Annotated in this window: 18 protein-coding genes and 1 pseudogene; 2 read left to right on the top strand and 17 right to left on the bottom strand. The window is 51.1% G+C overall.

Annotated features, from left to right (window positions below; genetic code table 11):
• Nucleotides 1-128 precede the first annotated feature (128 nt).
• From ACOYW0_RS25585 to ACOYW0_RS25575, 3 genes are all read right to left on the bottom strand, one after another.
• Nucleotides 129-944, bottom strand: coding sequence for a DUF4437 domain-containing protein (locus tag ACOYW0_RS25585; RefSeq protein ID WP_482416514.1), 816 nt, complete (start codon nt 942-944; stop codon nt 129-131).
• 1,032 nt (nt 945-1,976) lie between these two features.
• Complete coding sequence (locus ACOYW0_RS25580) at nt 1,977-2,351, bottom strand: hypothetical protein (protein WP_482416513.1); 375 nt, start codon at nt 2,349-2,351, stop codon at nt 1,977-1,979.
• A gap of 28 nt (nt 2,352-2,379) precedes the next feature.
• Nucleotides 2,380-2,952 (bottom strand): macro domain-containing protein, encoded by a 573-nt coding sequence (locus tag ACOYW0_RS25575; protein ID WP_482416512.1) that lies wholly within the window; start codon nt 2,950-2,952, stop codon nt 2,380-2,382.
• Between the two features lie 299 nt (nt 2,953-3,251).
• On the opposite strand from ACOYW0_RS25575, the gene ACOYW0_RS25570 reads away from it, so the two are divergent.
• The gene (locus ACOYW0_RS25570; RefSeq protein ID WP_482416511.1) at nt 3,252-4,034 is read left to right on the top strand and encodes a tyrosine-type recombinase/integrase; all 783 of its coding nucleotides are present in this window, start codon (nt 3,252-3,254) and stop codon (nt 4,032-4,034) included.
• Nucleotides 4,018-4,574: pseudogene (locus tag ACOYW0_RS25565) on the top strand (IS91 family transposase); the annotation flags it as partial. The gene ACOYW0_RS25570 and the pseudogene ACOYW0_RS25565, both read left to right, overlap by 17 nt.
• A 70-nt stretch (nt 4,575-4,644) precedes the next feature.
• Here the strand turns inward: ACOYW0_RS25565 and ACOYW0_RS25560 are convergent.
• The 14 genes from ACOYW0_RS25560 to ACOYW0_RS25495 form a co-directional block, all read right to left on the bottom strand.
• Nucleotides 4,645-5,034, bottom strand: coding sequence for a hypothetical protein (locus tag ACOYW0_RS25560; protein ID WP_482416510.1), 390 nt, complete (start codon nt 5,032-5,034; stop codon nt 4,645-4,647).
• A 141-nt stretch (nt 5,035-5,175) separates the two neighbouring features.
• Nucleotides 5,176-5,682: a hypothetical protein gene (locus ACOYW0_RS25555; RefSeq protein WP_482416509.1), complete on the bottom strand. Its 507-nt coding sequence runs from the start codon at nt 5,680-5,682 to the stop codon at nt 5,176-5,178.
• 141 nt (nt 5,683-5,823) lie between these two features.
• Nucleotides 5,824-6,405: a hypothetical protein gene (locus tag ACOYW0_RS25550; RefSeq protein WP_482416508.1), complete on the bottom strand. Its 582-nt coding sequence runs from the start codon at nt 6,403-6,405 to the stop codon at nt 5,824-5,826.
• Between the two features lie 117 nt (nt 6,406-6,522).
• Nucleotides 6,523-7,272 (bottom strand): hypothetical protein, encoded by a 750-nt coding sequence (locus ACOYW0_RS25545; protein WP_482416507.1) that lies wholly within the window; start codon nt 7,270-7,272, stop codon nt 6,523-6,525.
• A gap of 91 nt (nt 7,273-7,363) precedes the next feature.
• Complete coding sequence (locus ACOYW0_RS25540; protein WP_482416506.1) at nt 7,364-7,687, bottom strand: hypothetical protein; 324 nt, start codon at nt 7,685-7,687, stop codon at nt 7,364-7,366.
• A gap of 134 nt (nt 7,688-7,821) precedes the next feature.
• A complete protein-coding gene (locus ACOYW0_RS25535; protein ID WP_482416505.1) occupies nt 7,822-8,505 on the bottom strand; it encodes a hypothetical protein in 684 nt (227 codons plus the stop codon).
• Nucleotides 8,506-8,629: 124 nt separating this feature from the next.
• Complete coding sequence (locus ACOYW0_RS25530) at nt 8,630-9,373, bottom strand: hypothetical protein (protein ID WP_482416504.1); 744 nt, start codon at nt 9,371-9,373, stop codon at nt 8,630-8,632.
• 97 nt (nt 9,374-9,470) lie between these two features.
• On the bottom strand, nt 9,471-9,881 hold the full coding sequence (locus ACOYW0_RS25525; RefSeq protein ID WP_482416503.1) for a hypothetical protein: 411 nt from the start codon (nt 9,879-9,881) through the stop codon (nt 9,471-9,473).
• A gap of 1,242 nt (nt 9,882-11,123) precedes the next feature.
• Nucleotides 11,124-14,765 (bottom strand): pyruvate carboxylase, encoded by a 3,642-nt coding sequence (locus tag ACOYW0_RS25520; protein WP_482416502.1) that lies wholly within the window; start codon nt 14,763-14,765, stop codon nt 11,124-11,126.
• A 25-nt stretch (nt 14,766-14,790) separates the two neighbouring features.
• The gene (locus tag ACOYW0_RS25515; protein ID WP_482416501.1) at nt 14,791-15,741 is read right to left on the bottom strand and encodes a biotin--[acetyl-CoA-carboxylase] ligase; all 951 of its coding nucleotides are present in this window, start codon (nt 15,739-15,741) and stop codon (nt 14,791-14,793) included.
• Nucleotides 15,742-16,453: 712 nt separating this feature from the next.
• Entirely contained in the window at nt 16,454-16,867 is a 414-nt protein-coding gene (locus tag ACOYW0_RS25510) for a Na-translocating system protein MpsC family protein (RefSeq protein WP_092214495.1), read from the bottom strand.
• Between the two features lie 677 nt (nt 16,868-17,544).
• Nucleotides 17,545-24,471 carry an Ig-like domain-containing protein gene (locus tag ACOYW0_RS25505; protein WP_482418866.1) on the bottom strand — a complete coding sequence of 2,309 codons (6,927 nt, stop codon included), beginning with the start codon at nt 24,469-24,471 and terminating at the stop codon, nt 17,545-17,547.
• Nucleotides 24,468-25,100 (bottom strand): hypothetical protein, encoded by a 633-nt coding sequence (locus ACOYW0_RS25500; protein WP_482416500.1) that lies wholly within the window; start codon nt 25,098-25,100, stop codon nt 24,468-24,470. The genes ACOYW0_RS25505 and ACOYW0_RS25500 overlap by 4 nt, the downstream gene beginning before the upstream one ends.
• A 4-nt stretch (nt 25,101-25,104) precedes the next feature.
• Entirely contained in the window at nt 25,105-25,416 is a 312-nt protein-coding gene (locus ACOYW0_RS25495) for a hypothetical protein (protein ID WP_482416499.1), read from the bottom strand.
• Between the last annotated feature and the right edge of the window lie 2 nt (nt 25,417-25,418).

Here is a 25,418-nt window from a genome sequence, read left to right as displayed (position 1 = left end):
TGGGCATACCTGCCCATTGTTATGGATTTTTAACCTCGACAAATAGAAGGGAGCAAGAATGATAAAACGCCTCGTTCTTGATGCTCTTGACGGGGTTTGGTGGAGGCGGAGCCTTTAAAGCTTGCCGCTTAATTTGGTGTTTGCTCTGCGTTGTACCTGCCATTTGAATTAATATAGAAGATGGCTTCAGTCTCTGCGTTAATCTTATGCCTACCTTTTACATCAGAGCTGAAGAAGCTACTTGGCGATAGCTCAGTTTCTGGGTTTTCGTCATTCCATTGATAGGTGGCTTTACCTTTTATGACTACAGCTTTAAAAGCTTGTTCGCTTTGGATTGAACCTTTAAAGCCCTTAGGCAGTTTAATGAAGCTACCATTGGCTAAATGAGGTGCCCCCCATAGGTACGCTATTTGAGCGTTACTTTTTTCTATCCATTTAACATCCTTAGCGTCAAGCCAGACCAAGTTACTTACATCTATATTGATTGGACGTTCTCCGTTGTTAAACGCTTTTTCCTTAGGCAGGACAAGGTATGGTCCACTGTCGATTTCTAAATAGATAAGATTCTCTTGTCCGTCTGCTGCTGTGATGTGAATTCCACCTGCTGGTTGGGTCCAAAAGGAACCCGTGGGCAGCCACATCTTTTCTGCTGTGGGATCGTCGTTATGCATGAACCCTTTGATCACTACACCACGGTAAGTAATGTTGTGAATATGGGGGGGAGAAGAGAATCCCTTTTTAAATTTGACCAGCATACCTGTTGCTGTATCTTTGGTACGATCGCCCCATAGATCAGCCGCTTTTGGGCTTGCGTCACCCCTGAGAGGGTTAAGAAGCCCCCATTTGATATTATCGGTTGCTATTACAGAGTGTTCAGCTGCTTCCGAGTTTAGTGTGGCAACACTCATCAGTATTACTAATACAGCAAATTTTAACTTGTTCATTTCACTCCTCCTTGTTCAGTTGAACGATGTGCTTAGAGTGCTCTGAATAGCTTGTATTTCTTTGAATATAAAAGAAAATGTACGGTGGGCCCTGCCGGGAAACAGTGAAAGAGTTCAAAGGACGAAACCCCGAGACGAAGTGGAAAACTACAACAACCCATTTAGGTTTTTTTCAAAGTTCAGAAAATTTTATACGCTGGCTATAACCCGCCGGGGATTCATAACGAAAAGTCCTATGATAAAATTCAAAAAAATCTGGTGAACAACAGCGTCCGAAAAAACGCCACAGCAAACCGGGCGGAGTGCAGGCGCATTGTTAGCAGCCGTTTGTTACATGTCTTCTATGCCACAATATTGTCGATAATAGTTTTATTGATTGCTGTTGCAATCATAATGACAGCACCAAGAATTTACGGTGGCTCCACAAACAAGTATTTGAGCGGCCAGGTGGCAAAAAATACTGATGGTGAAGCACTAATCACTCTGAAGGGTAACTGTATGTAACTTAAAAATACACCGGATTTTTTCACCTTGAAAAGGAGAATACCTGAGACAACAAACGAAACATAGAGAATGATACTTGTGGCCGACATGACAATTGGCAACAGATTTCCAAACGATTTAGAAACAGCAATAGACCTTGATAAGCCAGACCAAAAGGGGATGCGGCTATTTGTAATGTCGAGTACAACATACCAGGAAATAGAGCATAAATCGAGGATTCTCCAAAATTTGATTGCCTTATCAGACATGATAATATTTTACCTTCTTGCTGCTAGCGCGGAACCCCTCCGACGGCACCGAAGTACGATAGTATTTGATATTTGGAGTATTTTAGATAAGGGTCATGCCAAGAATTAATTACACATGACGGGATCACCCCATAAGTCCTCAGCATGTTTTTTTGATCGTTGCTTCGATACATAACGAATTTGAGGCGGAGTATCGTTGTGTATTATTATTTAAGGTCATAGCCCTAACAAACAGGCCCGAAAAAGCAACACTTGCTTTCGGTTGGCGTACAAGTACTTGTTAGCGGATACTTACCGTTACTTCAGGTTTTTCAAAAGCAAGCACATTGACGCAATAGTTCTCACCTGAAATGAAAGACTCCTGCACCTCATCGTTCTCCATTGATAAAAAATCTTTTCGTTGGCTTTCTTGGTCGAACCATCCACCACTCTCAATTTCAAAAAGCCATCCACTTGTTGTGGAACAATGCGGCCAAAATTCTAATAAATCGCCTTCGTCAAGGACTCTAAAGCCGAGGGTGCTATAAAAGGCAATATCGAACCTATAATTATCAACTGATATTGTAACCACCAACGTCTCAGTATCGAAGTCGATATTGATAACTTCAGAGAGATTACCTATCTCGAGCTGTTCATTTAGCGATCGACTTTTCAATATAACAAAACCTCAGATTTACTTGCCGCTAACATTGCCTCATAGCATATGGTGCTTGAGCTGGGTGAACAATTTTTTTCCATTGATTGAATGCTATAATAAGAAATGCCGTCCTCATTTGTTCAGCGGAATCTTCAGGAGAAACCCCACCAATACCACAACCAAATGCTGAACAAACAACATGTTCAAAATTATTTTGTATTGCAACAATCAACGCAGCTCGCAATGCCAAGTACGGGTTGATAGTATTGGGGATATGGCCTGGAATACGCATTGTCGGAGCATATATCAATGCTGGCCTTTTTTTATTTGGATAAACTGTTAGGGCCGTTCCAACGGGTAACTCTCCAAAGAAAGTATCTGTAATGTTTTTCTGGACTAATTTTTGAGCCTCCCCATTAAAACTATCATCTATTGCTTTATCGACTCCACCACCCATATCCCCGAAACTGTTTCCAGCAGTTATAAGAGCATCGCACTTGAATTTGGTAATATCCCCCTCAACAACTGAAACTTCATTTATATCCTGAAATTCCGCACTAAATGTATCGAGGACTGATGTATTAAGATCGCATATGGTCAATTTCAAGGGGCTCTTCATACTCGATCCAAATTTTTTTATTATTTTATGTCGTTTGAAAATCATATTTTATATAGCGAGCGCCGTGCTTCACCCGGCGGGCGGGTAGCACGAATGTGCTTCAAATGTGAAAGCCTTCGGCCGACTGAGTTGTGCTCGATCGGTGTTCAATCGTTTGTTCAAGAAAGCCGCTACGCGGCAAATCATTCCTCAACCTGCATATCAAAAATCAATATCCCTGCATACCAGCATATTTAAAACGAAAGAAAAACATCGTAGCCTTGCGGTAACTCAACCAATTCTAACCAATGGAGACTACGATGCACGACTATTATGAAAAATCAATGCGCGCTTTGCAACTGGCAGGTTTGGGAAAGAGCACCCAAAGGGCATACACACGCGCTGTTCGCAAGCTTGTCGATTATTGTGGCAAGACGCCTGACAAAATCACGGAAGAAGAAATTGAAGCCTACTTTCTTCATCGTCGAAACGTTGACAGGAGGTCCGCCTCCACCATGGGTATCGCCCATTACGGAATCAAGTTCTTCTTCACCAATGTGTTAAAGCAAGACTTCCATCTCTTTTCTTACCTGAAGGCCAGGCGGGAAAAAAACCTGCCGTGTATCCTCAGCCGTGAGGAGGTCTTCCGCATATTGAATCATGTGACAACCCCACACAACCTGGCGTTTTATCATAAGGATCGTTATGTGCCTTTGCCGAAACACACACTGGGTGTCCTGAGGCAATACTGGTGCAACCACCGCAACCCCACCCTGATTTTCCCTGCTCGGGGACGTGGGGACACAGAAGCCCCCACCACCGATAAGGTCATGTCCATCGAAGGCGTGCAGGGCGCCTTCCGAAAGGCTCGATATGCAGCGGGCATCAAGAAATGCAGGGTATCCATCCATACATTGCGCCATTGTTATGCCACCCACCTGCTTGAGGCTGGAGTCAACCCGAGGGTCGTGCAGCGTTACATGGGGCATAGCAATCTCAAAACCACCATGGCTTACTTCCATCTCACACAGAAAGGGATTGAAAATTCGTACCGGATCATCAATCACGTGATGAGAGGAGACAGCCATGAACAAGATATCTGAAATTTTCCGGGAGTTAGCCCCCGAGTATCTGGATCGATTTGGGGCCTCCATGCCGAAGACCCATCGCAAAACCATCTGTGCCATCCTCTCTTGCCGAACGCAGGCCCATGGGCTGCTTCTACTATAAATGCGAAGCGTGCGGCAAAAATCCATGCTTTCTATCGTTCCTGCGGGAATCGCCATTGCCCGGCGTGCCAAAATCATAAGGCCCGCCAGTGGATGGCTCGTCAGATCAAGCGGCAGCTCCCGGGCCATCACTTCATGGTGACCTTTACGGTGCCGGAGGAGCTGCGGAATGTGATCCGCTCCAATCAGAAGGCTTGCTATGGCATGATGTTCGCGGCCTCCTCCCAAGCCATGTCAGAACTTGTGGACAGGGGACGATGGATGACGGGTAAGGCACCGGGATTTTTTGGCGTGCTGCATACCTGGGGACGCCAACTTCAATATCATCCACATGTCCACTACCTGGTTCCTGGAGGCGCTGTCTCAGGCGATGGAAAGGCTTGGCACCCAACAAGCGAAGGCTTTTTAAGACCATCGAGTACCGAAAACCGGGTTTCTTGAACAAAGGATTGATGTGACCTTTGGTTACGAGCAATCCTTAATGTTAGCTGTTTCTGATTTCATTTATAGTATCAATAATTTCATCTTGAATAGATTGATTTTTTGTTGAATTCAATTTTTCATTTAAAAATACAAGTACACCAGGAATTTTTAAATTTGCAGATAATATTGTTATATTTTTACATAGTTCAATATCGTTTTCATCCCACCAAAATTCTAAATAAATAAGAACTCTGTTGGATAGATCCTCTCTTAAATTTTCATCTGGCCGATATCCTTGCGCTTGAATTACTTCTATTAAAAAATCGACGATTTTACTTCTATCAACCAATTCTTCTTTATTATCAAGTTGGTTTAAAGTATTTTCAAAAATTTCATTAATTTGAATAAACTCTAAAACACTCGGATATTCTTTTAAATCAGGTAATTTCATTTTCATACCGAGAAGCTAACGCTGGAATTCACTGCGGGTGACGAGGGCCGACACCGGTGAATTGGTTAAATTGTTTGAGGACCGGAAGCGCTTACCAAAGAGCAGCTGTAAGCCCGTCCGGTGAAATGACTTGTTCGTCAGCTATTCGGTTGACAACTCGACGGAATCCGCCATAGCGAAAAACTCATCGATCTTCTGTTTCGAGAATGGCCATAGGGTATCGTCCTCAGTATAATCGAGAGCGAAGTATGACGCGATCTCGTCTGCGGTCCAAGGCCCCAACGATGTCACGAAATCCGAATAGTCATCCTGTAGTTGTCGCCAATCGGCCTCTGGACGTTTAACGAGGAGCAAACGATCTGACCGCAGAAATACCAAGTGAGCTCGGTTTTTCTTCACGCTTTGATCTTCGATGTATGGCTCCAGTTCGGTAGCATCGAAATCCGCTAACCACACTGTATTTCCATCGGCTTGACAGCATTCAACAATGAAACGGTCAGGCAACCCGTTAGCATGTAAGAAATCCACAATCGTTCCAATATCACCGATTGAGGGTGGACGCACACTTACGCACCAACCGTTGTAGTGAGACTGGGGTTGTAGAAGGCATTTTACGCGCACCAGTTGGTACTGTTTAAAAGCTGTCATCGTATTTCAATCTCTTGCCGACGAACGCCGCACTTCACCCGACGGGCGCCGAAGTACGATAGTGTTTGATAATTGACGCCCTTCGGCTAACGAACAGGATCGAAAAGCTGCACTTACGCCCGGTCGGCGTGAAAGTGCTTGTTATGGCTTCAACTTTCTAAGGTAATTTAGAATTTCAAAACCTTTTTTTAATTTACTCCAATAAACCCGGTCTTTTTCATGGCGAGATACTGCTGCGTATAGGCCTGCTGTGTTTGTAAGGTTTTCATGTTTTATACGTATAATGGCCTGGTATGTTGACTTTAAACTGTCTTTGATTGAGTTATAGGCTGAGTCTACAGTTCGATCATCTATACGTATTTCAATTTTGTGGTACTCACCATGTATTTCGGTGAATAATAATAGTAAGGGTAATGCTTCGGTGTTTTTTATCTCAAAAAACCTAATGAGTTTATTGTTTTCTGACGGTTCGCTCCATATCGGAACCATCATTGCCATAGTACCTTTAGGAGGCGATGGCATTTTGTATTGCCCTTGTTTGGGCCTTACTGAAAAAACACAAAGCCGCTCGCCTGTTAACTCGTCAAATGAACACCAATAATCATCATCCCTTAGGACTTTTTTGATGTGCGGATGCTCATCTGTATACAAAATTACACCAAACAAGTGAGCAACATCTTTTTTTGCTTTATATTCCTGAACTAAACTGTCGAACGAGTCCAATATTTAACTCCGAATATGCCATAACGCTTAAATAACCGGCGTCACGAAGTTGCGGAGCGAGGAACGAGCGCAGCAGCTTTGTGGCGTCCGAGTTTATTTATTTGTTGGCCGAATCTGTCAATATTTTTCAAAGTTAGCTGTAGCGTAACCATCTTCATATTCACATTTTTTACATAACCCTGCTTCTTCATATTCGACGTCAGAATAAAGGTAATGCTCTTTACACCACTTACACTCTAAAACGTCGTCTTTATGATTGCACAACAAACAGTATTCAGCTTCTATTCCAAAAGTTTCATGGTTGCAAGACGGACAAATTAGTACATGTATCTCTTCTTCTTCAATTCGCTTTTCAATTATTTTTAATTGTTGCTCATAGAATTCAGTATACTCTTTTAGAATACCCCACTTTTTATGATCAAGATGCTCTTCTTGCCATTCAAGACCTAACTCTCTTTTCGAAAAATTAAGTATGAATGATAGTATGTGTCCGATTACCATTCGGGCAGTTTCGTTGCATATATCAAACTCAAAGTGTTCAATTTCATTTCTTTTTTTACGTAGCTTTTCTATGAATTCATCTTCTTGTTCTGTGAATTTAACACCGACAATTTTTTTTAGTCGGTTATGAGCTAACTCGGAAGAGACAGTAAAAGCCTCAGTTGATGGATATTTGTCTACATTTTTCCACATTAAAGAAGGATGAACTCTTTTTAGTCGCTCCTTAAACATGAGCTCTACCACATGAGCCAAGTCCAGTATGGCACGTTTCCAATTGCTAATATTCCCTTTGTTTAAAGGGTCAATATGCTCGATAGCATGTCTTAATGAATCTGCGGCATTTTCTAATAGACTTAATTTATGCATAATATTCACAGACCAACGCCACGCATGTGGGGCCGCCGAGCGAAGCGAGGGCACTGGCGCGGAGCGCCAGCGGTCCCTTACAATGCGTATGTTAGGTTTTTAATGTTTCATCAAAGTATTTGAGTTTATTGCCTTTAGCATTCTCGATTTCATCAATAGAAACGTGTTGCCCAGAAGCAATTTTTTCAACTATTGGAATAAACCATACGGATTTTGACAATACGAAATGCTCTTTCCATGAAGGAAATAATGCCTCTTTGGCGGAACAATAACATCCATTCAAAAGCCAAGTGTAACCACTCCAAAAATATATAGGCTTTTCCATATCTGGAACATATCGAATTCCATAAGGAAAGATCGAATTGTCTTGGCTAAAACCTTTGCCAATTTCATATTTTCTAATTGATTTTTCCATTACCGATTGAAACCTAACGCATTTTTCAGGGGCCGGGCGGCGAATGCAGAAAACGGCCACTGAAAAAAATTGTTTGTATATGTTTTATTATTCAAAAAACCGGGTTGTAAGCCCGGTCCCACTGCAAAAAAATGTTAGCAGCTGTCGTGAGGTATTTGAGTGTATCTCGGCGGGAACTGCATTCGATGTATTTCATTGCGATATGCCCCCATCCTGAGGAATAGTGCCCTAACCATTTCGTAACTCAGTACAATTTTGTCGCCTGGCTTGAACCACCTTATAACTTTGCACCGGGCAATATCGCTATTTGCCACACCATTCGAGTGAACAATAGAGTTGCGCAGATGCCTAAGGTCTCCCCAATAGTCGCTGACAACCTCTTTGTTGAGGATTTTTCGCGTTTCCTCTGAATTCTTGGCATCTGGGGGGAGAACACCCTTAGCTTTACCGATCTCGATCCTCAAGTACTCCTCCCAGTAGGCGTACGCAGATACAACAAGCATGTTTCCCATAATTTGTACATTTTGCCCGTCTGGCTCAATTCTGGCCCGAAGATCACCCTGTTTCATAACAGGAGAGGTTGAGATTAATCGATGGCTACCACCGCCTAACGTCTCATAAGCAACAGAACACGTATCCTGAAATTCTCTTGTCGCATACTCATAATCGCCCATAAGCGAGCAAACCACTTCTTGGTGCTTCTCTATGCTTTTGTGCAGCAGCTCATAGCCAACTACGCTATCAAGATATAATGCGTGTATATTCTCGAGGTACTTCGAGAACTCCCAGAATAGTTCGTTGAAACGTTGATAGTTCATAGGCTGCTAACGCCGTACTAAGGGGCCGGCGGCGTGTAACGACACTGGCCGTTGCCCCATAAAGCTTGAATTATAGAATAATTTGAAAAAAGCCTGCAGTAGCCGGTCCCACTTTAGTACATTGTTATCTTTTTTCAATTTTATCGACAAAGAACGTTTTAAAATACTTGGATATGCCAGATTGAACTATCCAATTTGAAACAGTTTCTTCTGAAATCAATTCGTTTTCGGGAATACAGTTAAAACGAAATTTCCACTGTCCGCTAATAAACCCACCCTTAGTAACAAACGCCGTTTTATCCTCATTGTCCATATTGTACGTTATAGCGTAACTAACCTTATTCTCGCTTATTATTATATCGTTAAATGTGGATCTATTTATTAGTACCCTCACATAATCTTTGAATAAAAGGAAAGAATTGATAGATGGTGGTGTTAATTTTTTACAACGAATTTTTCCTTTCTCGGTTATCAAGTAAAACTTTTCATCTCGTTTATTTAAGGCAAAATTTGGTTCCCAAGCTTGGTCACCGACATAATAACTTGAAATAGGGTCAGTCTCTATTAGATGAGACTCTAAGGGTTTAAGAATTAGAGGGCTTTTGAATTTTATTACATCCAAAATTAAGTGATTGTCTATTATGGCTTGGATTGAAAAAATAACTATAGGTTTGTTTTTTTTATTTACCAAAATCAGCTCTGTAATTCGCTCTGCTGATAAGCTATTACTGTGGTAAGTATAAGAAATTTGGATATTTGATCCAGTTTTTTGGATTGCAAAATATATTGAAAAGCACACTACGATAAAACCAGGTAGCGACATCAACACTGTTTTTATAAGGCTAAAATTTAGAAAAGAAAGATCCATAATTAAAATTCTTGGGCAGAGTTAAGATAACGCCTGGCATAAGGCGCGGCGGTTTTTTGCCGTCGCCCTTTATGCCATTGTTAGGCCCTGAATTAACTTAGATTACTGGTGAGTTAGGATTTCCTTTTGAGAAATAGTCAACTAATCTAAATGTTAATTCTTCCATTGAGAGTTGTTCAATGTTTGAAATTATAAATTCGAGGGGAATAGGGAAACATAAAGCAGCGACTGGAACATAGTAGCCATTAACCCATTGCCCTGTGCCTGAACGTAACAACGATTTGTAATACTCTTCAAGGTTGTGAGGGGACAATTTATATTTGCTTAGAATGGGTGAAAGTTTATCATTTTCATCCCAAAATTTTACCATTGATCTAAGTGCTTCTTCTTTTTTTTCAAAATCCTCAAACATGTTATCGAGGTTGAAAGAGCTATTATCTCCCAGAGTGTTGCTAAATTGACGAATTTTTCTGACGTACATAAATGATTTAAATAAATTAACAAACAAACTACGATACTCCTTACTGATATTGTTGGGCCTAACAATTATTAGTGGACATTTTTGTCCCATAACACCATCTCAGGTGTAAATATGGACAATATTGTCCGATATTCCATAGAGCCTCGGGAATATGGGACCAGCATGTCCCGTATTCCATTTATTGGGAACCGATCTGTCCCATAATCCACCATATGCCGGAATACGGGACTGATTTGTCGCATATTCTTATATTTCTGGCTTTTTTAGACATCCTTACAGGATGTCATCGGTGTTTGTTGTTATTAATAGTGTTACTTTTAAATTCACACATCATTTTTTCGGGCATTCAGCTGTATGCTGAACACAAAGACGACTGTCCGTATATAGCCAAGCTGTTAAATTCTTACTCTTTAGATCTTATAATTGCAAGAAGGTATTTGTGAGGCCTGGCGTTTTGCTACAACAATGTGCTTGAAATCAAATTTGTATCTGATATTAAAGCCTTTCAGATAAAAAGTGGCGCAACAGCTAACCGTGCTGACGGAGGTGTCGCTCCACTCCATCAATTCATAAGAAATACGCACAGGCTGTTCAGGAATCAGTGGATTTTCCACTGCGAATGCCGATGAATCGACTCTTTGCAGGTCGCGGCCCAAACGATGATTAAGGCCGCTAAAAAGAACAAAAGCCGTCCCATGAATCCATGGGACGGCTTTTTAGTCCGTCGCTACCCGAGCCGCACCGGAGTGCGGCGCTCTAGAGGGCAAGGGTGCTTGGGGGAATGTGAACAGACCTGTGGCCTCACGATGACCAAGGTCGACGTTTGCTTGAAAGGCGGATGCGCTTTCACCCGAGGAATCCGCCTACGCCCATGTCGATGCGTCCCCATTCGACCATCATCAATGGGCTACGGCGCTACAGGCAATCCGTCTTCGCCTGCGGCTACGCCGTGACATGGGGGCAAAGCGCATTCGCAATCTGCTTTCAAGGTGTTTTCGTTACTGTGGCTTCGCCACCCTTGCCGCCGGAGGCCGTGCGGTTAAATCTACAATGGGCAAGTAGCAACAACGTACCCTGTGATTTCGAAGCTTGTGAGCCAGCCCGCATAAACCATCAGCGTTTATGTCGGGCGCAGCCCGAGCCGAAGGCCATTGCGCTTTGGTCTGAGGAACGAAGGGCAAAGCGCAATGGCAATAAGCTTTCGAGGTGGCTCACCTTGCCGCCGGAGGCCTGCATTTTCTATTTTTGACATACCCGGGTCAGGGTGAATCAGCTCAACTTATTCCCGCATGCAGGACAGAATTTGAATCCGTCTCCGGTCACGGGTTCCGAACAGTTGGGGCAGGTACTTTGCACGGGGCCAAGCTCGACGATGAGTTCTCCCTCCCGTACCGGCACCATTTTTTTGTCCTCTTTGTAGTCGGCGTATTTGACGATTCGTTTGACCACGCCGTCCATGGGGGAGAGAACCGCCTTTTCCTGTTTCATGATGGTGATGTTGAAGAGCTCTTCCCCTTTTTTGACGATGTCTCCGGGGAGGACGTAGACGATCCACAAGTCTCCGTTGGTGGGGGAGGCCACCTGGGCCGGGTTGGCTTTGTCGGCCATCTCCACGGCGCCTGCCTTGCCGTTGACGGCTTCACCGACCTTCACCGGATAGCTGTAGGTTTCGGCATCCAGGGTGTAGCGCACAAAACTCAGGCCCTGGTCATCGGGCTCGGAGATGTCGATGACGGACATCTGATGGGGTTTGCCGTCGCTGTCTTTGAAGTTCAGCTCTGAACCCACCTTGAGGCCCTCAAACCAGATGTCCAGGGGGAGCCTGTTGGGGTTGCCGAACTGTTGCCGGAACCGCATGGTTTTCAGGGCGTCTCCGGGGTGGTTGAGGTACATGACCAGCTCATCCCTGGAGGGGTTTCGCTTCAGGTGGGCCTTTAGCTGCCGGGTCTCTTCCTCAATATCGATGTCCGAAATGGACGCCAGGGGGGAGTCTTCGGTGCGTTGCTCCAGGGCGTCCTTGAAGCCCGCACCGAAGGCGCTTTCATACACCCAGTCCGGCGGGAACCCCAGGGGCAGGCGGCCAAAGCCTCCGGACAAGAGGTTGCGGAAGGCATCGTTGCTTTCCCTGTAGAGCATCAGGCGTTCTTTTTTGTAGACTTCGTCGATCTCCTCTTCGGGGACGCCTGCCACGGCATCCATGATATCGATGAGATGCCTCACTTCGGCTTCGCCACCCCGTTTGAACGCGGCGGTCACTGCCAGGAAGGAGGTGTTCCATGTGATCTGAGACCCCGGCGTCACGTCGTGGTAGCGCACGATCTTGCGGGTTCCTGCAAGGAAACGAAGCATGTAGGGCAGAAGGTGGATGTAGCCCTGCTGTCTGGCCCCTTCCTGGGAGGAGGAGGTGGCACCGCCCGGCATGGCGTGGGAGACGACATCATGGTCGATGCCCTGGAAGTAGGGGGCGGTGTAGCGGTCATAATACGGCATGATCTGTTTGAGGACAAAGCCGGTGTCACGGATCATCTCTTTGTTAAGATTGGTTTTCAGGCCCAGCTCGCCTTCCATGTAGGCGGCCGTGGACAGGACCTCGCCCTGGCCGTACCACCGCACTGCGGCGCCGATGCCGGTGTCGACGATATGGGCTCCGGCAAGGGCTGCCTCGCCCACGGAGGGGACAAACAGGCCGTCGGTGCAGTGTCTGTGGTAATGGATCACCAGCTCGGGGTACCGCTCTTTGATGGTTGTAACGAGTTGCCGCATGAACCTGGGCGGGCACACACCGGCCATGTCCTTTAAGCCGATGATGAAGCTCCTCACCGCCTGGGCCTTGGTCAGGCCGCTGACGGAGGAGACCATGGCGATGATCTCTTCAAGGACGTTCATGTAGTGGGGAACGTCGAATCCTTTGGCCCAGGAGAGGGAGATGGCGGGCTCGAAGACGTTGCCCGGGGAGTTCATGACCACCTCGGCAATGGGGCGCATGTTCTCCACATGGTTCAGGAAGTCAAAGCAGCGCACCACATCAAAGTCCTCGCAAATCATTTCGCCTGTCAGCCGCATGAGTTTGGGGGGCTGGGGCTTGTACCCGAGGAGGTTCGTGGACCGGACCAGGATCTGCTTGGGGGTCTTGGGGGCAAAGCGGTTCCACTCCCGGGCCTCATTGAACGGGTAGGTCATGTTGGCCAGCATGGCGACGTGGAAGTGGGCGCCGCCTCCGTTCTCCAGTGAGAAGAAACCGCACTCGTCAAGATAGGGGCCCATGATCATGTCTTCGGCAAGGCGGAACCGGTTGCCGCTGTTGGACTGGGTGATGTCTCGGGCCGTTGTGTCCGTGAAGTGAACATGATCGGTGTCCCTGACGTAATCCAGCAGGGCCTTTCGGTCACACCGCGGATAGGGGGAGGGGGCATTGCCGGGCCTGACCTCCGGCAACACCGGTGTGAAGCTCCCGAGGCGTTTGTCTTCGCGCCCCCTGTAGTCTCCCAACTCGACAAAGGGGTTGTGCCCGAAGGCTGAAATTTCTGCCACAAGTCGGCTCAGCCTGACAGATTCCTGCTCATTGTCTTTGTAGTGAAGCAGTTCCGGCGTGTTCAACACAAATTTGGTGTCACACTCTCCGGCCTTGAACGTGGGATGGTTGATGATGTTGGCGTGGAAGGGCAGGGTGGTTTTCAATCCGCCCACAATATACTCGGTGAGGGCGCGGTTCATCACCTCCAGGGTCTTGGGCCAGCTCTGGCCGTAGGCGATGAGCAGTGCCGCCGCAGAGTCATACTGGGAAGGAAACTCATAGCCGGAAGAGATGCAGGAGTCCAGGCGGATGGACGGGCCCCCCGGGGAGATGTACCGGGTGATCTTTCCGGCGTTGGGCGCAAAGTTATCCTGGGGATCCTCGCAGTTGACCCGAAGCTGCATGGCGTAATTGTTGGGTTTGCAGGTCTCATTATTCAAGCGCAAGGGGGCCCCGAAGGCCACGGCGATCTGCTCTTCCACCAGGTCGACCCCGTACCTGCACTCGGTGATCCCGTGCTCCACCTGAAGGCGGGTGTTGACCTCAATGAGGTGGGGGGTGCCGTCGGCATCCAGCAGGAACTCCACCGTTGCCAGTGAGTGATACCCGATTTCCCGGACCAGCTTTCGGGCGTACTCTTTGAGCTGGCTTCGAATTTCAGGGGTCATCCCGGCCCAGGGGGAGGGGGTGATCTCGATGAGCTTCTGGTGATTTCGCTGGACCGTGCAGTCCCGCTCGTCAAAGGCGAACACGTTTCCGTATTTGTCCGCGATCACCTGGATCTCGATATGGCGCACTTGGGTCAACATTTTTTCTACAAACAGGCGGGGGTTTCCAAAGGTGGCGTGGGCAAGGGCAGTGGCCTTTTCAAAGGCGCTGTCAAGCTGGTCCTCACGGGTGATTTCATAGATCCCCCGGCCCCCTCCGCCGCCTTCTGCCTTGAGCATGACGGGCAGCCCGATTTGTTTGACAATGCTTTTTGCCTCTTCGATGGTCACGGCACCGTCGGAGCCGGGCACAATGGGAACCCCCAGTTCCCGGGCGAGTTTCCGCACCGCCACCTTGTTGCCGAGAAGGCGCATGGCATCGGTTTCCGGGCCGATAAAAAGGATGCCCGCTTGGGCGCATTTTTTGGGAAAGATGTCATCTTCAGAGGCAAAGCCCCAGCCTGGGTGAATCGCGGTGATGTCTCTGGCTTTGGCTTCCGCGATGATCTGGTCGATATTGAGGTAGGCCCTGGGGTTTTCACCCAACAAAATGAGTTCTTGGGCGCCGGCGGTAAAGGGGGCGGTCTTATCCACATCCGTAGCCGTTACCACCGGGATGGCTCCGAGCTCCCGTATGGAGCGCGCGATGCGCCTGGCCGTGATTCCCCGGTTTGCCACCAATATTTTCATGCCTTTCAAATCTTGGACAACCTGCTTAAATGTCGTTTCTTTCAACGTGATTCTCCTTTTCTGCGTCAAACATACAAAGAGGGTAGATGCTTGCTGACCGGACGACGGTTGTTCCGCTGCGTGTAAGCAGCTTTAATCCGCCGTTGGATGATAAACCGAGTATCTTCGCTTCATAAGGCAGGTTTGCGTAGTCTTCAACCCGCACCTTGTTTCCCGCAAATGCCAGATGTGGCTGGATCTTTGCCATAAGTTCCGGCAGAGCGGATGAAGTGAACGTACGTAAACTATCCCGTGTCGTTGTCACGAGGTGTCGCCAGAGGGAAAGGGGGGACAGGCCCTTATGGCCAACGTCCTTCAAGCACGCAGCGGCAAGGGCGTTGTCGCTGCGAAGCCTCTCTTCGGGCGGGCTTGAGGTGAGGTTGATACCGACGCCCACCATCCTCACGCCCCCCTTTTCTTCGATGAGGATTCCCCCTACTTTTTTGTTGCCCATGACCAGGTCGTTGGGCCATTTCAGCTTCACTGTTACGCCAATGGCTCCAAGGGCTGTGACCAGCGCATACCCCACAAGCAGCGGGAGGCAGTCTACCTCCAGCAAGGCCGATGAAGGCAGGCGTATTGTGCCGTAGATATTTCCCGTCGGTGAATGCCACTGCCTTCCCAGCTGCCCCTTACCGGCCCACTGGCTTGCTGCCAGTACCGATCCCCATTCAGGCAACAGGTTCTTTCTGTGGAAACACCAGGCCAGCTGCATGCTGGAGGCACAGGGGCCGGTCACAAACACAGGCAGGTTTTCGCTTTTTCCTGAGACCCAGCATCTGCTTCCGGGGCCTTCCGAAACGAGGCATGCCGGGCTCCAGTGCAAGGGGGATTCAACATCCGGCCCGCAGACACGGGACATGTCCCGCAATTGACCGGGGCCGATGCCTTCGGCAACATCCTCTATGCCGGTGCCCCACAAAATTGTATCGGCCATTGGTTAACCTTCCCGTTTCGTCTATCCCGAATATTTCATGCGAAAACGATTGAGCTAAAGCAATAAAGCGTTATTGCAGGTGGTTACTGTGAAAAATTAAAGCATTTGTAAAATACAAAATGTAATTCACGGTTTTCTGCCCGATTTTCACACCCTTCGGGCGAGCCGAGTGCACCCATCTTCTGCGTTATCAGAGCTTTGAGGTAAACAACGACATCTGCAGCTCTGATGCCTTGAATATGGGCGCACTCGACTCGTGAAATATCCGGGCTGGGGATCCATGTATTCAAAGGGCCAAGGTGCGCAAGGGTTTTCCCCGTACATCAGGGCCAACCGGTTTATGTCCAAAGGGGGCAGGGAAATTATCCTGCTTCTACGTTCTTGGATTTGTTTATTGTCAATTATTCAATATATTTGAGGCTTTCGCAAGCCCCTCCGGTAAAGTAAAGGCCTTTGGTTTACGCATAAAAAAAGGCCAACAGCGATTACACTGTTGGCCTATTCGAAGCTGATCCCCTTTAAAGAAGGCACGATCCTCTTTTTGTCTACCAAACTACCTTTAATTTTTATTGACCCCGAGCATATGGAAGATTAATTCAGGTGTCAATTATTATTTATCTGCATGGCCGGAGGCCGCATGGACCCTTAGTACACATGAGTTGCGTCAGTGGGCGCCTTTCATCGCAGTTTTTTTATTTATATACTGCCACCATCAGCTGTAAGAAAACTTTTCTTCCACATCCTGCTCAAAGGTAATGACAATAATCCGCTCTCCCGCTTTGGTGCTGATGTCTGTATGAAAGCTGACCACATTGATGCCGGTAATGCCGGTGATGACATCCCCCAGAATGTCGCAGGAATTTTCCAGAAGTTTTGCCCGGACCTGCTTGATGAGCTGCGTACCGGCGTCATCCGTTGCAAGATGTCGCTCAGCCGGTGTCAATACGCCTTTCAGACGAATCAGCACCATGTCCTCGATGATATGGCTTCTTACATCCACCGGACCGCGTCCCATATGCTCTTTTTCAAACGTGAGCAGCGCACTGCTTATTTCAGCCTCCACCTGTCCCTTGCTTTTCTTTTGAGCCGTGCGCGTTCGTTTCTTAATAACCTCTGGTTTATTCATCGTCATCCTGTCGCTGCTTTGTGTTTTCAAAAGCACCACAATACTATAGGGGCTGGCGGCAGGTCAATGTTGAGGGGCCCGGGGCATCCGTTATACCGAAAGGCACGTTGAGCATGTGTGGTCATGATGTCACAAGAGGGGGCAGGGGGGCTCCCCAAGTTCGACAGCCCCACCAGATAAAAGTAGATAACTTTTCATAAATATGAACGATTCATCACACTAACCCGGATCTTTCATGAGAAAACGGGCTGGGTGTGACAATGATGAATTATTACAAGTTCTTATTGATAGAAAGTTAGATGTATTAAAAAAATAAAATGTAATTTACGGTTTTCTGCTCGATTTTCTCACCCTTCGGCCCGTGAAATATCCGGGCTAAGCGAGACGCACTGAAACGGAGCACCGCACTGCTGTGGGGCTTTTTGGCCCGTTGTTACCTATGCCGCACCGGAGTGCGGCGTTCCCGGGATCAAGGGGGTCTAAATGGTGATGAAAACACGCCGATGGTCGAAACGATGACCAAGGTCAAAAAGAAACCTAACCGGTAGTGGGGTATGGGGCCTTTAGGCGCAGAGACAGGCTTAACATTCAAGCCTCCCGTTCGACGGGAGGTTTTGACTCCGGTGAGCCGCTTTTGACAAAACGACCCACCGGAGACACGTTGGACAGGTACGGCTTTATTGGATGGCCGTGCCGTCGTCGGTGAAGATGGGGATGTGCTTGTCCGCATCGTCCACTGAGACGATCTGAACCTGGGTGCCGTCGGTGTTGGAGAAGAGCCCGTTGCCGTCGTGGGTCCACCCGTCGCCGGAGTTGGAGAGGTCTACGGTGATCTGGTCACCGTCACCACCCGAGACGTGCAGCACGTTCTCCGGTCCGGTCATGTCCAGCACATCCTCCAAGGTCAGGGAGACGGTCTGGGCACTGTCCGAGGTAAGATCCAGGGCTTCGATGTTGGTGACAGCGTCCTTGTCCAGGGCGCTGAAGTCCAGGACCTGCTGGGAGATCCTCAGGGTATCGGTGCCTTCCCCTCCGTCCACATGGGCGTCCTGGGCATCAAAGACAATGGTATCGTCCCCTCCGCCTGCGTGGATGGTATCGTGGCCCTGGCCGCCGTCGAAGATTTCATCGGCGTCGTTCCCGATCAGCACATCATCTCCTTCGTTGCCGTAGAGATGGACAGGGGCGTTGTCGGTGGTGCCTTCCAGGGTGACGCTGCTCGTTTTGCCATGATGGTCATAGGTACCGGAGACTTCGCTGCCGTCACTCAAAGAGACCGTGATGCCGACATCCTGCTTGCCGAAAGCATTGCCTTTATCAAATTGGTTACTACTTAGAAAATCTGTGTCGATACCAAACCGGAATTGGTCCTGCGAAGTAAAGGTCCCCGGTTCGAAGGTGATGGTCATTTTTGAGTGATCATCGGATAGCGAAAAGTTCACATCGCTGGAGGAGATCCCCCTGGTCTCATCTCCAATAAACGGACCGTAACTATCGAAATCATAGTAGTCGGATGGATCAAACACCGCATTCAAATCGCCTCCGGCGCGCAGGTCGATAGTCACAGCCAGGATGGACAGGGACGTATTGCTCGTAAACTGGATGCCCATTTGATTGTCTGAATTGCCGGTCCAGCCCTTTTCGACATCAGCCTGGATAGAAAACGTACCGGAATTGGACCTTGTGTTCACAAGGATATCGTCGCCGATGGTGCCGGAAAGATTTGCACTATCCTCCACCACAACCTCGGCCTTGGCCGTGTCCGAGACGTCCCCCGAAGAGATGTCGTAGGTGAAGGCATCACCGTCGGAAAGATCGTGCAGGGTCACCTGATCGGATGACTGGGTCAGCTGGGTACTGCCTTGGGCATGGATGCTTCCGTCATCAATGCTGTTTGCCCCGGAGTCGTTTGCCAGAAGGGCGGAAAAGTCGATGGCCAGGTCATCCCCCAGGGCCGCGTTGGTGATGATGGTGTCGTGGTTGGCATCAATGGCGGCCACGTAGTCCAGATTGATGATGAGGTCCACAGACGTGGTGTCGCCGTCGCCGTCAACGGCTGTGAGGACAAAGGACTCCTGCTCTCCGGAGATGGTGTCTTTGGGGTTGATGGTGTAGAAATATTCCCCTGTTTCATAGTTTATGTCGAGGGTTCCCCCACGGGCCGTGGAGATGCTTTCCGTGGCAGACCCGTTCGGATCGTAGGTGTGGAGCTCACCGTCCACCAGGATGGACTGGATGTGACCGCCGTCCGCGCCCAGATGGATTCCGTCGTCTCCTTCGGTTGCCAGGAGGGTGGCATCGCCCTTTACGATCCCTTCTGAGACCGTTTCAAGCAGGGTCTGCTTCAGGTCAAAGGCGTTGTGGACCTGAACAACGTGTGGGTCGGGGTCGTTCGAGTTTGCAGGGTTGGGCCAGGCGATGGGTTTCAGTTCTTCGAGGTCTGAAGACTCGGTGATGCCGATTCCAAAGACTGTGTCGATGCTGCTTCCTTCGCCCTTGAGAAAGGTCTCCCATTCGGTTTGGTCGCACTCATCGCCTTGGTTGGGTTCTCCGTCAGAGATGAAGTAAAGCAGTGTGCTGTCTGCCTTAGGAGGATCGAAATCCTCCCTGACCGTGTCCAGCGCACCGTCATAGTCGGTTCCGCCCCAGGCGTGGATATTGTTCAGATATGTGTTGGCCCCGTTTTTATCGTCCATGAACCACTCTGATTTCACGGCAGAGTTCTCGAATCGGACAAACTGAATGTTGACGTTGCCGAGGTTGTCGTAGGAATCGAACATGGCGGAAAGAGCTTCCTTGGCAACATCCATTCGGACGTTGTTCGGATCAAAGTCATGCTCCCAAGATTCATTTCCATCCATATCGAAAGCCATGCTGCCGGATCGGTCCAGCACTATAATAAGGTTGGTGGTTTTTACGTCCGCCGCGTCTTCATGGATATCTGCCGTTACAGTCTCACCTGTCGGGGCGTCATCCTGGATGTTTACCGTAAGGGAGCCGGTCAGTTGTTCTCCGTCGGAATCCGAGATTGTGTAGCTTATGGTGTCCACCACATCGTCACCCTGGGACGGATGCTCCAGGGTGTACTCGTAATCCCCTGCTCGGTGAAGGCCGTCGGATTCGGTGTATACCGTGATGGTACCGTAGTCCGTCTGAATACTCAGCTGGCCGCTGGATGCCTCCGTGTCGCTGTGGGCTCCGCTGGTGATGCTTGAGATGAAGGCATCGCCGTCCACACCCATGTCGTTGTCCAACAGGTTGCCGGTAACAGTCTCCGAATCGGTGGCTGCCTCGGTTCCTTCGGGCAGGCCTGCCTCGTGGGCAACGGCGCTGTCGGCGACCGTAGACAGGTTATCATGGCGGATGGTGACGGAAGCCGTGGAGCTGTCGCCGTCCGAGTCAGTGATGGTGTAGTCAAAGCTGTCTTCGAGGTTCCACCAGTGGGGATGCCAGTGTTCTGAGGACGTGTAGGTGTAGCTTCCGTCCTGATGGATTTGCAGGTCGCCGTGTCGGCCGGAGATGGTGTTGTCCGGAATCTCGTGGGATCCCTGCATCAGGGTACCGTCTTCGGCAAAGGTATAGGTTTCCCCTCTGTAGGTGATGGACGTGAGAGTCACGTCATCGGCATCGACATCGTCGGCACCCATGTCCTCGCCCCCTTCACCCAGGATGACATTACCGGTGGCTGTGCCCCTGAAGCCGACACTGTCCGTGTCATCCACGGCAACGGGTGCAGAGTCCATGACGTAAATTTCCAGGGATGAGGAGGTTGATGCCGAGGCTCCCCCGTCGGCTTCGGTGGATGTTGCCGTTGCGGTCAACGTATAGGATTCACCGAAACCTCCTGAGTTGGCATAGGCGGTGATGGTCAGGTTGGACAGGTCCCAGTCGGTGACATCCATTTCGTGGAGGGCATCCGTAGCGGTAAAGGTGTGGGTCCCGTCGGTGAGAACCGCACCCGTGGGGATACCCGAGAGCACGATGGAGGTGATGGACTCCGATCCGTCCGTGTCTGTCGGATGGGCACCAAGGGTAATGGAAACCGGGTCTCCTTCCATACCGATCAGGTCATACTGAGATTGATTGGACTCATAGGTGTGGATCTGGGAGATCTCTTCATCCGTCAATACCCTGTCGTAGACACGGATGTCATCGAGCTGGCCTTCCAGGTAGGTGTGGTTGCCGTCGGATCCGAAGGTCGCACCGAATCCGCTGAGATCCATGCCATCCCTGATGCCGGGCTCTGTTACTCTGGTGTCCTCAAGCTTACCGTCAACGTACATCTTGGTTTCACCGGTTTCATGGTCCCGTGTCATGACCACATGGTGCCACTGCCCGTCGTTTACGGCCGTGGTGGATCCGGCTCCGGTGCTGTCCCCAACCCCCATGTTGATCTGCCCGTCGTCGTCGATCCATCCCCATTGGATGTCGTCTGTCCCCCCGTGTTTCTCGGAGCCGATGATGCTCGGAGAGTTCCACCCAATGGTGTTGGTCCCGTCTCCTCCCGTATACCCGTCCGGGAGCTTGACCCAGACAGAAAGAGTCGCCGTGCCGGAAAGCGGCTCGGTGTAATCCCCGGAGACATCCACGTAGTCCCCGTCACCGTCCAGAACCAGGGCACCGTTGTTGTGGTCCGATCCTGCAGAATGCGCACCACCGATCAAGGTGCCTTCCTGGTCATTCACAAGGTCGTGGGTTGTTCCTCCGGGGGCACCATTTTCTTCAAAGACCCAATGTCCCACCAGTCCGTCACTCACCACATTGTCGCTGCTGACCTGAAAATCGATCACAGGCGCATCCGCAACAGGCGTTACTGTAACATGGAGAGATTTCGTGACAGTTTCTGTATCGCCTCCGATTTCCGTGGCCGTAGCTGTAACCGTCAGGTCAATATCCACATCGCTGTCGGCCGGCGGCTTGATGGTGAGGCCGTCAAGCTGGTCCTGAGTCAGGGTCCATGTGCCGTCGCCGTTGTTGGTGCCTGCGCTGAGAGTTGCCCCTTCAGGCACGCCGCCGATGGTGATGTCCGACAAGGTCTCGCTGCCGTCGGTGTCGGTGAGGGCGGCAGAGATGTCCAGAGGAATCTCTGCGTCCTCATTGCCTGTGACATCGGTTGTCTCCACGGACGGTGCGCTTGCCGTTATGTCCACGGTGTGGGTGGATTCAGTAGAGGCGGTAAAGAGATTACCTGCGTCATCGGTACCGGTGACCGTTACGGTGAACTCAGTATCCGCGGCCAGGTCAGTACCTGCCACGTTTACGGTGAAGGTGCCGTCAGCGTTCACCGTGCCCCGGTAGTCGTTGCCGTTAACGGTAAAGGTGACCACATCGCCTTCGGCGGCGTCTCCACCGACGGTGCCGGTAACTTCGATGGTGCTTTCCATTTCCAAAGCGTTGATGACATCGTCGTTAGTGATGGGGTCTATTGAAATTTGGGCCTTAGCTGCGGTGTCTTTGAGAATGGTGTCGGTGACCTGGTCAGCCACGTTGCCGTGGGCGTCCACGGCATCAAGGGCCACGGTGAGGTCGCCGTCGGGCAAAGAAGAGGTGTCCACGGTGACGTGCCAGTTGCCGTCGTTGTCGAGAGCGATGTCGTCTCTGGAGACGGTGATGGTCTCGGTGCCGCTGGTGATGGTGAGCCCGGTGATGTCGCCCCCGGCTTCAATGGTGCCGGAGAGCTCGGTCTGGGCCTCGTCGTCCGTGGAGCTGATCACGCCGTCTGCGCCGGAGTCGGCGATGTGGACCTCGGATGCGTCGGCTGCGGTGTCCTTGAGAATGGTGTCGGTGACCTGGTCAGCCACGTTGCCGTGGGCGTCCACGGCATCAAGGGCCACGGTGAGGTCGCCATCGGGCAAAGAAGAGGTGTCCACGGTGACGTGCCAGTTGCCGTCGTTGTCGAGAGCGATGTCGTCTCTACTGATGGTAATGGTCTCGGTGCCGCTGGTGATGGTGAGCCCGGTGATGTCGCCCCCGGCTTCAATGGTGCCGGAGAGCTCGGTCTGGGCCTCGTCGTCCGTGGAGCTGATCACGCCGTCAGCACCGGAGTCGGCGATGTGGACCTCGGAGGGCTCAGCTGCGGTGTCTTTGAGAATGGTGTCGGTGACCTGGTCAGCCACGTTGCCGTGGGCGTCCACGGCATCAAGGGCCACGGTGAGGTCGCCATCGAGCAAAGAAGAGGTGTCCACGGTGACGTGCCAGTTGCCGTCGTTGTCGAGAGCGATGTCGTCTCTACTGATGGTAATGGTCTCGGTGCCGCTGGTGATGGTGAGCCCGGTGATGTCGCCCCCGGCTTCAATGGTGCCGGAGAGCTCGGTCTGGGCCTCGTCGTCCGTGGAGCTGATCACGCCGTCAGCACCGGAGTCGGCGATGTGGACCTCGGAGGGCTCAGCTGCGGTGTCTTTGAGAATGGTGTCGGTGACCTGGTCAGCCACGTTGCCGTGGGCGTCCACGGCATCAAGGGCCACGGTGAGGTCGCCGTCGGGCAAAGAAGAGGTGTCCACGGTGACGTGCCAGTTGCCGTCGTTGTCGAGAGCGATGTCGTCTCTGGAGACGGTGATGGTCTCGGTGCCGCTGGTGATGGTGAGCCCGGTGATGTCCCCCCCGGCTTCAATGGTGCCGGAGAGCTCGGTCTGGGCCTCGTCGTCCGTGGAGCTGATCACGCCGTCTGCGCCGGAGTCGGCGATGTGGACCTCGGATGCGTCGGCTGCGGTGTCTTTGAGAATGGTGTCGGTGACCTGGTCAGCCACGTTGCCGTGGGCGTCCACGGCATCAAGGGCCACGGTGAGGTCGCCATCGGGCAAAGAAGAGGTGTCCACGGTGACGTGCCAGTTGCCGTCGTTGTCGAGAGCGATGTCGTCTCTGGAGACGGTGATGGTCTCGGTGCCGCTGGTGATGGTGAGCCCGGTGATGTCCCCCCCGGCTTCAATGGTGCCGGAGAGTTCGGTCTGGGCCTCGTCGTCCGTGGAGCTGATCACGCCGTCAGTACCGGAGTCGGCGATGTGGACCTCGGATGCGTCGGCTGCGGTGTCTTTGAGAATGGTGTCGGTGACCTGGTCAGCCACGTTGCCGTGGGCGTCCACGGCATCAAGGGCCACGGTGAGGTCGCCATCGGGCAAAGAAGAGGTGTCCACGGTGACGTGCCAGTTGCCGTCGTTGTCGAGAGCGATGTCGTCTCTACTGATGGTAATGGTCTCGGTGCCGCTGGTGATGGTGAGCCCGGTGATGTCGCCCCCGGCTTCAATGGTGCCGGAGAGCTCGGTCTGGGCCTCGTCGTCCGTGGAGCTGATCACGCCGTCAGCACCGGAGTCGGCGATGTGGACCTCGGATGCGTCGGCTGCGGTGTCTTTGAGAATGGTGTCGGTGACCTGGTCAGCCACGTTGCCGTGGGCGTCCACGGCATCAAGGGCCACGGTGAGGTCGCCGTCGGGCAAAGAAGAGGTGTCCACGGTGACGTGCCAGTTGCCGTCGTTGTCGAGAGCGATGTCGTCTCTGGAGACGGTGATGGTCTCGGTGCCGCTGGTGATGGTGAGCCCGGTGATGTCCCCCCCGGCTTCAATGGTGCCGGAGAGCTCGGTCTGGGCCTCGTCGTCCGTGGAGCTGATCACGCCGTCTGCGCCGGAGTCGGCGATGTGGACCTCGGATGCGTCGGCTGCGGTGTCCTTGAGAATGGTGTCGGTGACCTGGTCAGCCACGTTGCCGTGGGCGTCCACGGCATCAAGGGCCACGGTGAGGTCGCCATCGGGCAAAGAAGAGGTGTCCACGGTGACGTGCCAGTTGCCGTCGTTGTCGAGAGCGATGTCGTCTCTGGAGACGGTGATGGTCTCGGTGCCGCTGGTGATGGTGAGCCCGGTGATGTCCCCCCGGCTTCAATGGTGCCGGAGAGCTCGGTCAGGGCCTCGTCGTCCGTGGAGCTGATCACGCCGTCTGCGCCGGAGTCGGCGATGTGGACCTCGGATGCGTCGGCTGCGGTGTCCTTGAGAATGGTGTCGGTGACCTGGTCAGCCACGTTGCCGTGGGCGTCCACGGCATCAAGGGCCACGGTGAGCTCGCCATCGGGCAAAGAAGAGGTGTCCACGGTGACGTGCCAGTTGCCGTCGTTGTCGAGAGCGATGTCGTCTCTACTGATGGTAATGGTCTCGGTGCCGCTGGTGATGGTGAGCCCGGTGATGTCGCCCCCGGCTTCAATGGTGCCGGAGAGCTCGGTCTGGGCCTCGTCGTCCGTGGAGCTGATCACGCCGTCAGCACCGGAGTCGGCGATGTGGACCTCGGAGTGCGTCGGCTGCGGTGTCTTTGAGAATGGTGTCGGTGACCTGGTCAGCCACGTTGCCGTGGGCGTCCACGGCATCAAGGGCCACGGTGAGGTCGCCATCGGGCAAAGAAGAGGTGTCCACGGTGACGTGCCAGTTGCCGTCGTTGTCGAGAGCGATGTCGTCTCTGGAGACGGTGATGGTCTCGGTGCCGCTGGTGATGGTGAGCCCGGTGATGTCGCCCCCGGCTTCAATGGTGCCGGAGAGCTCGGTCTGGGCCTCGTCGTCCGTGGAGCTGATCACGC

The sequence above is a fragment of the Desulfoluna sp. HI9BLuna genome (assembly GCF_056829775.1).
The sequence above is the reverse complement of the archived record's forward strand: the minus strand, read 5'-3'. Positions and strand labels throughout refer to the sequence as shown.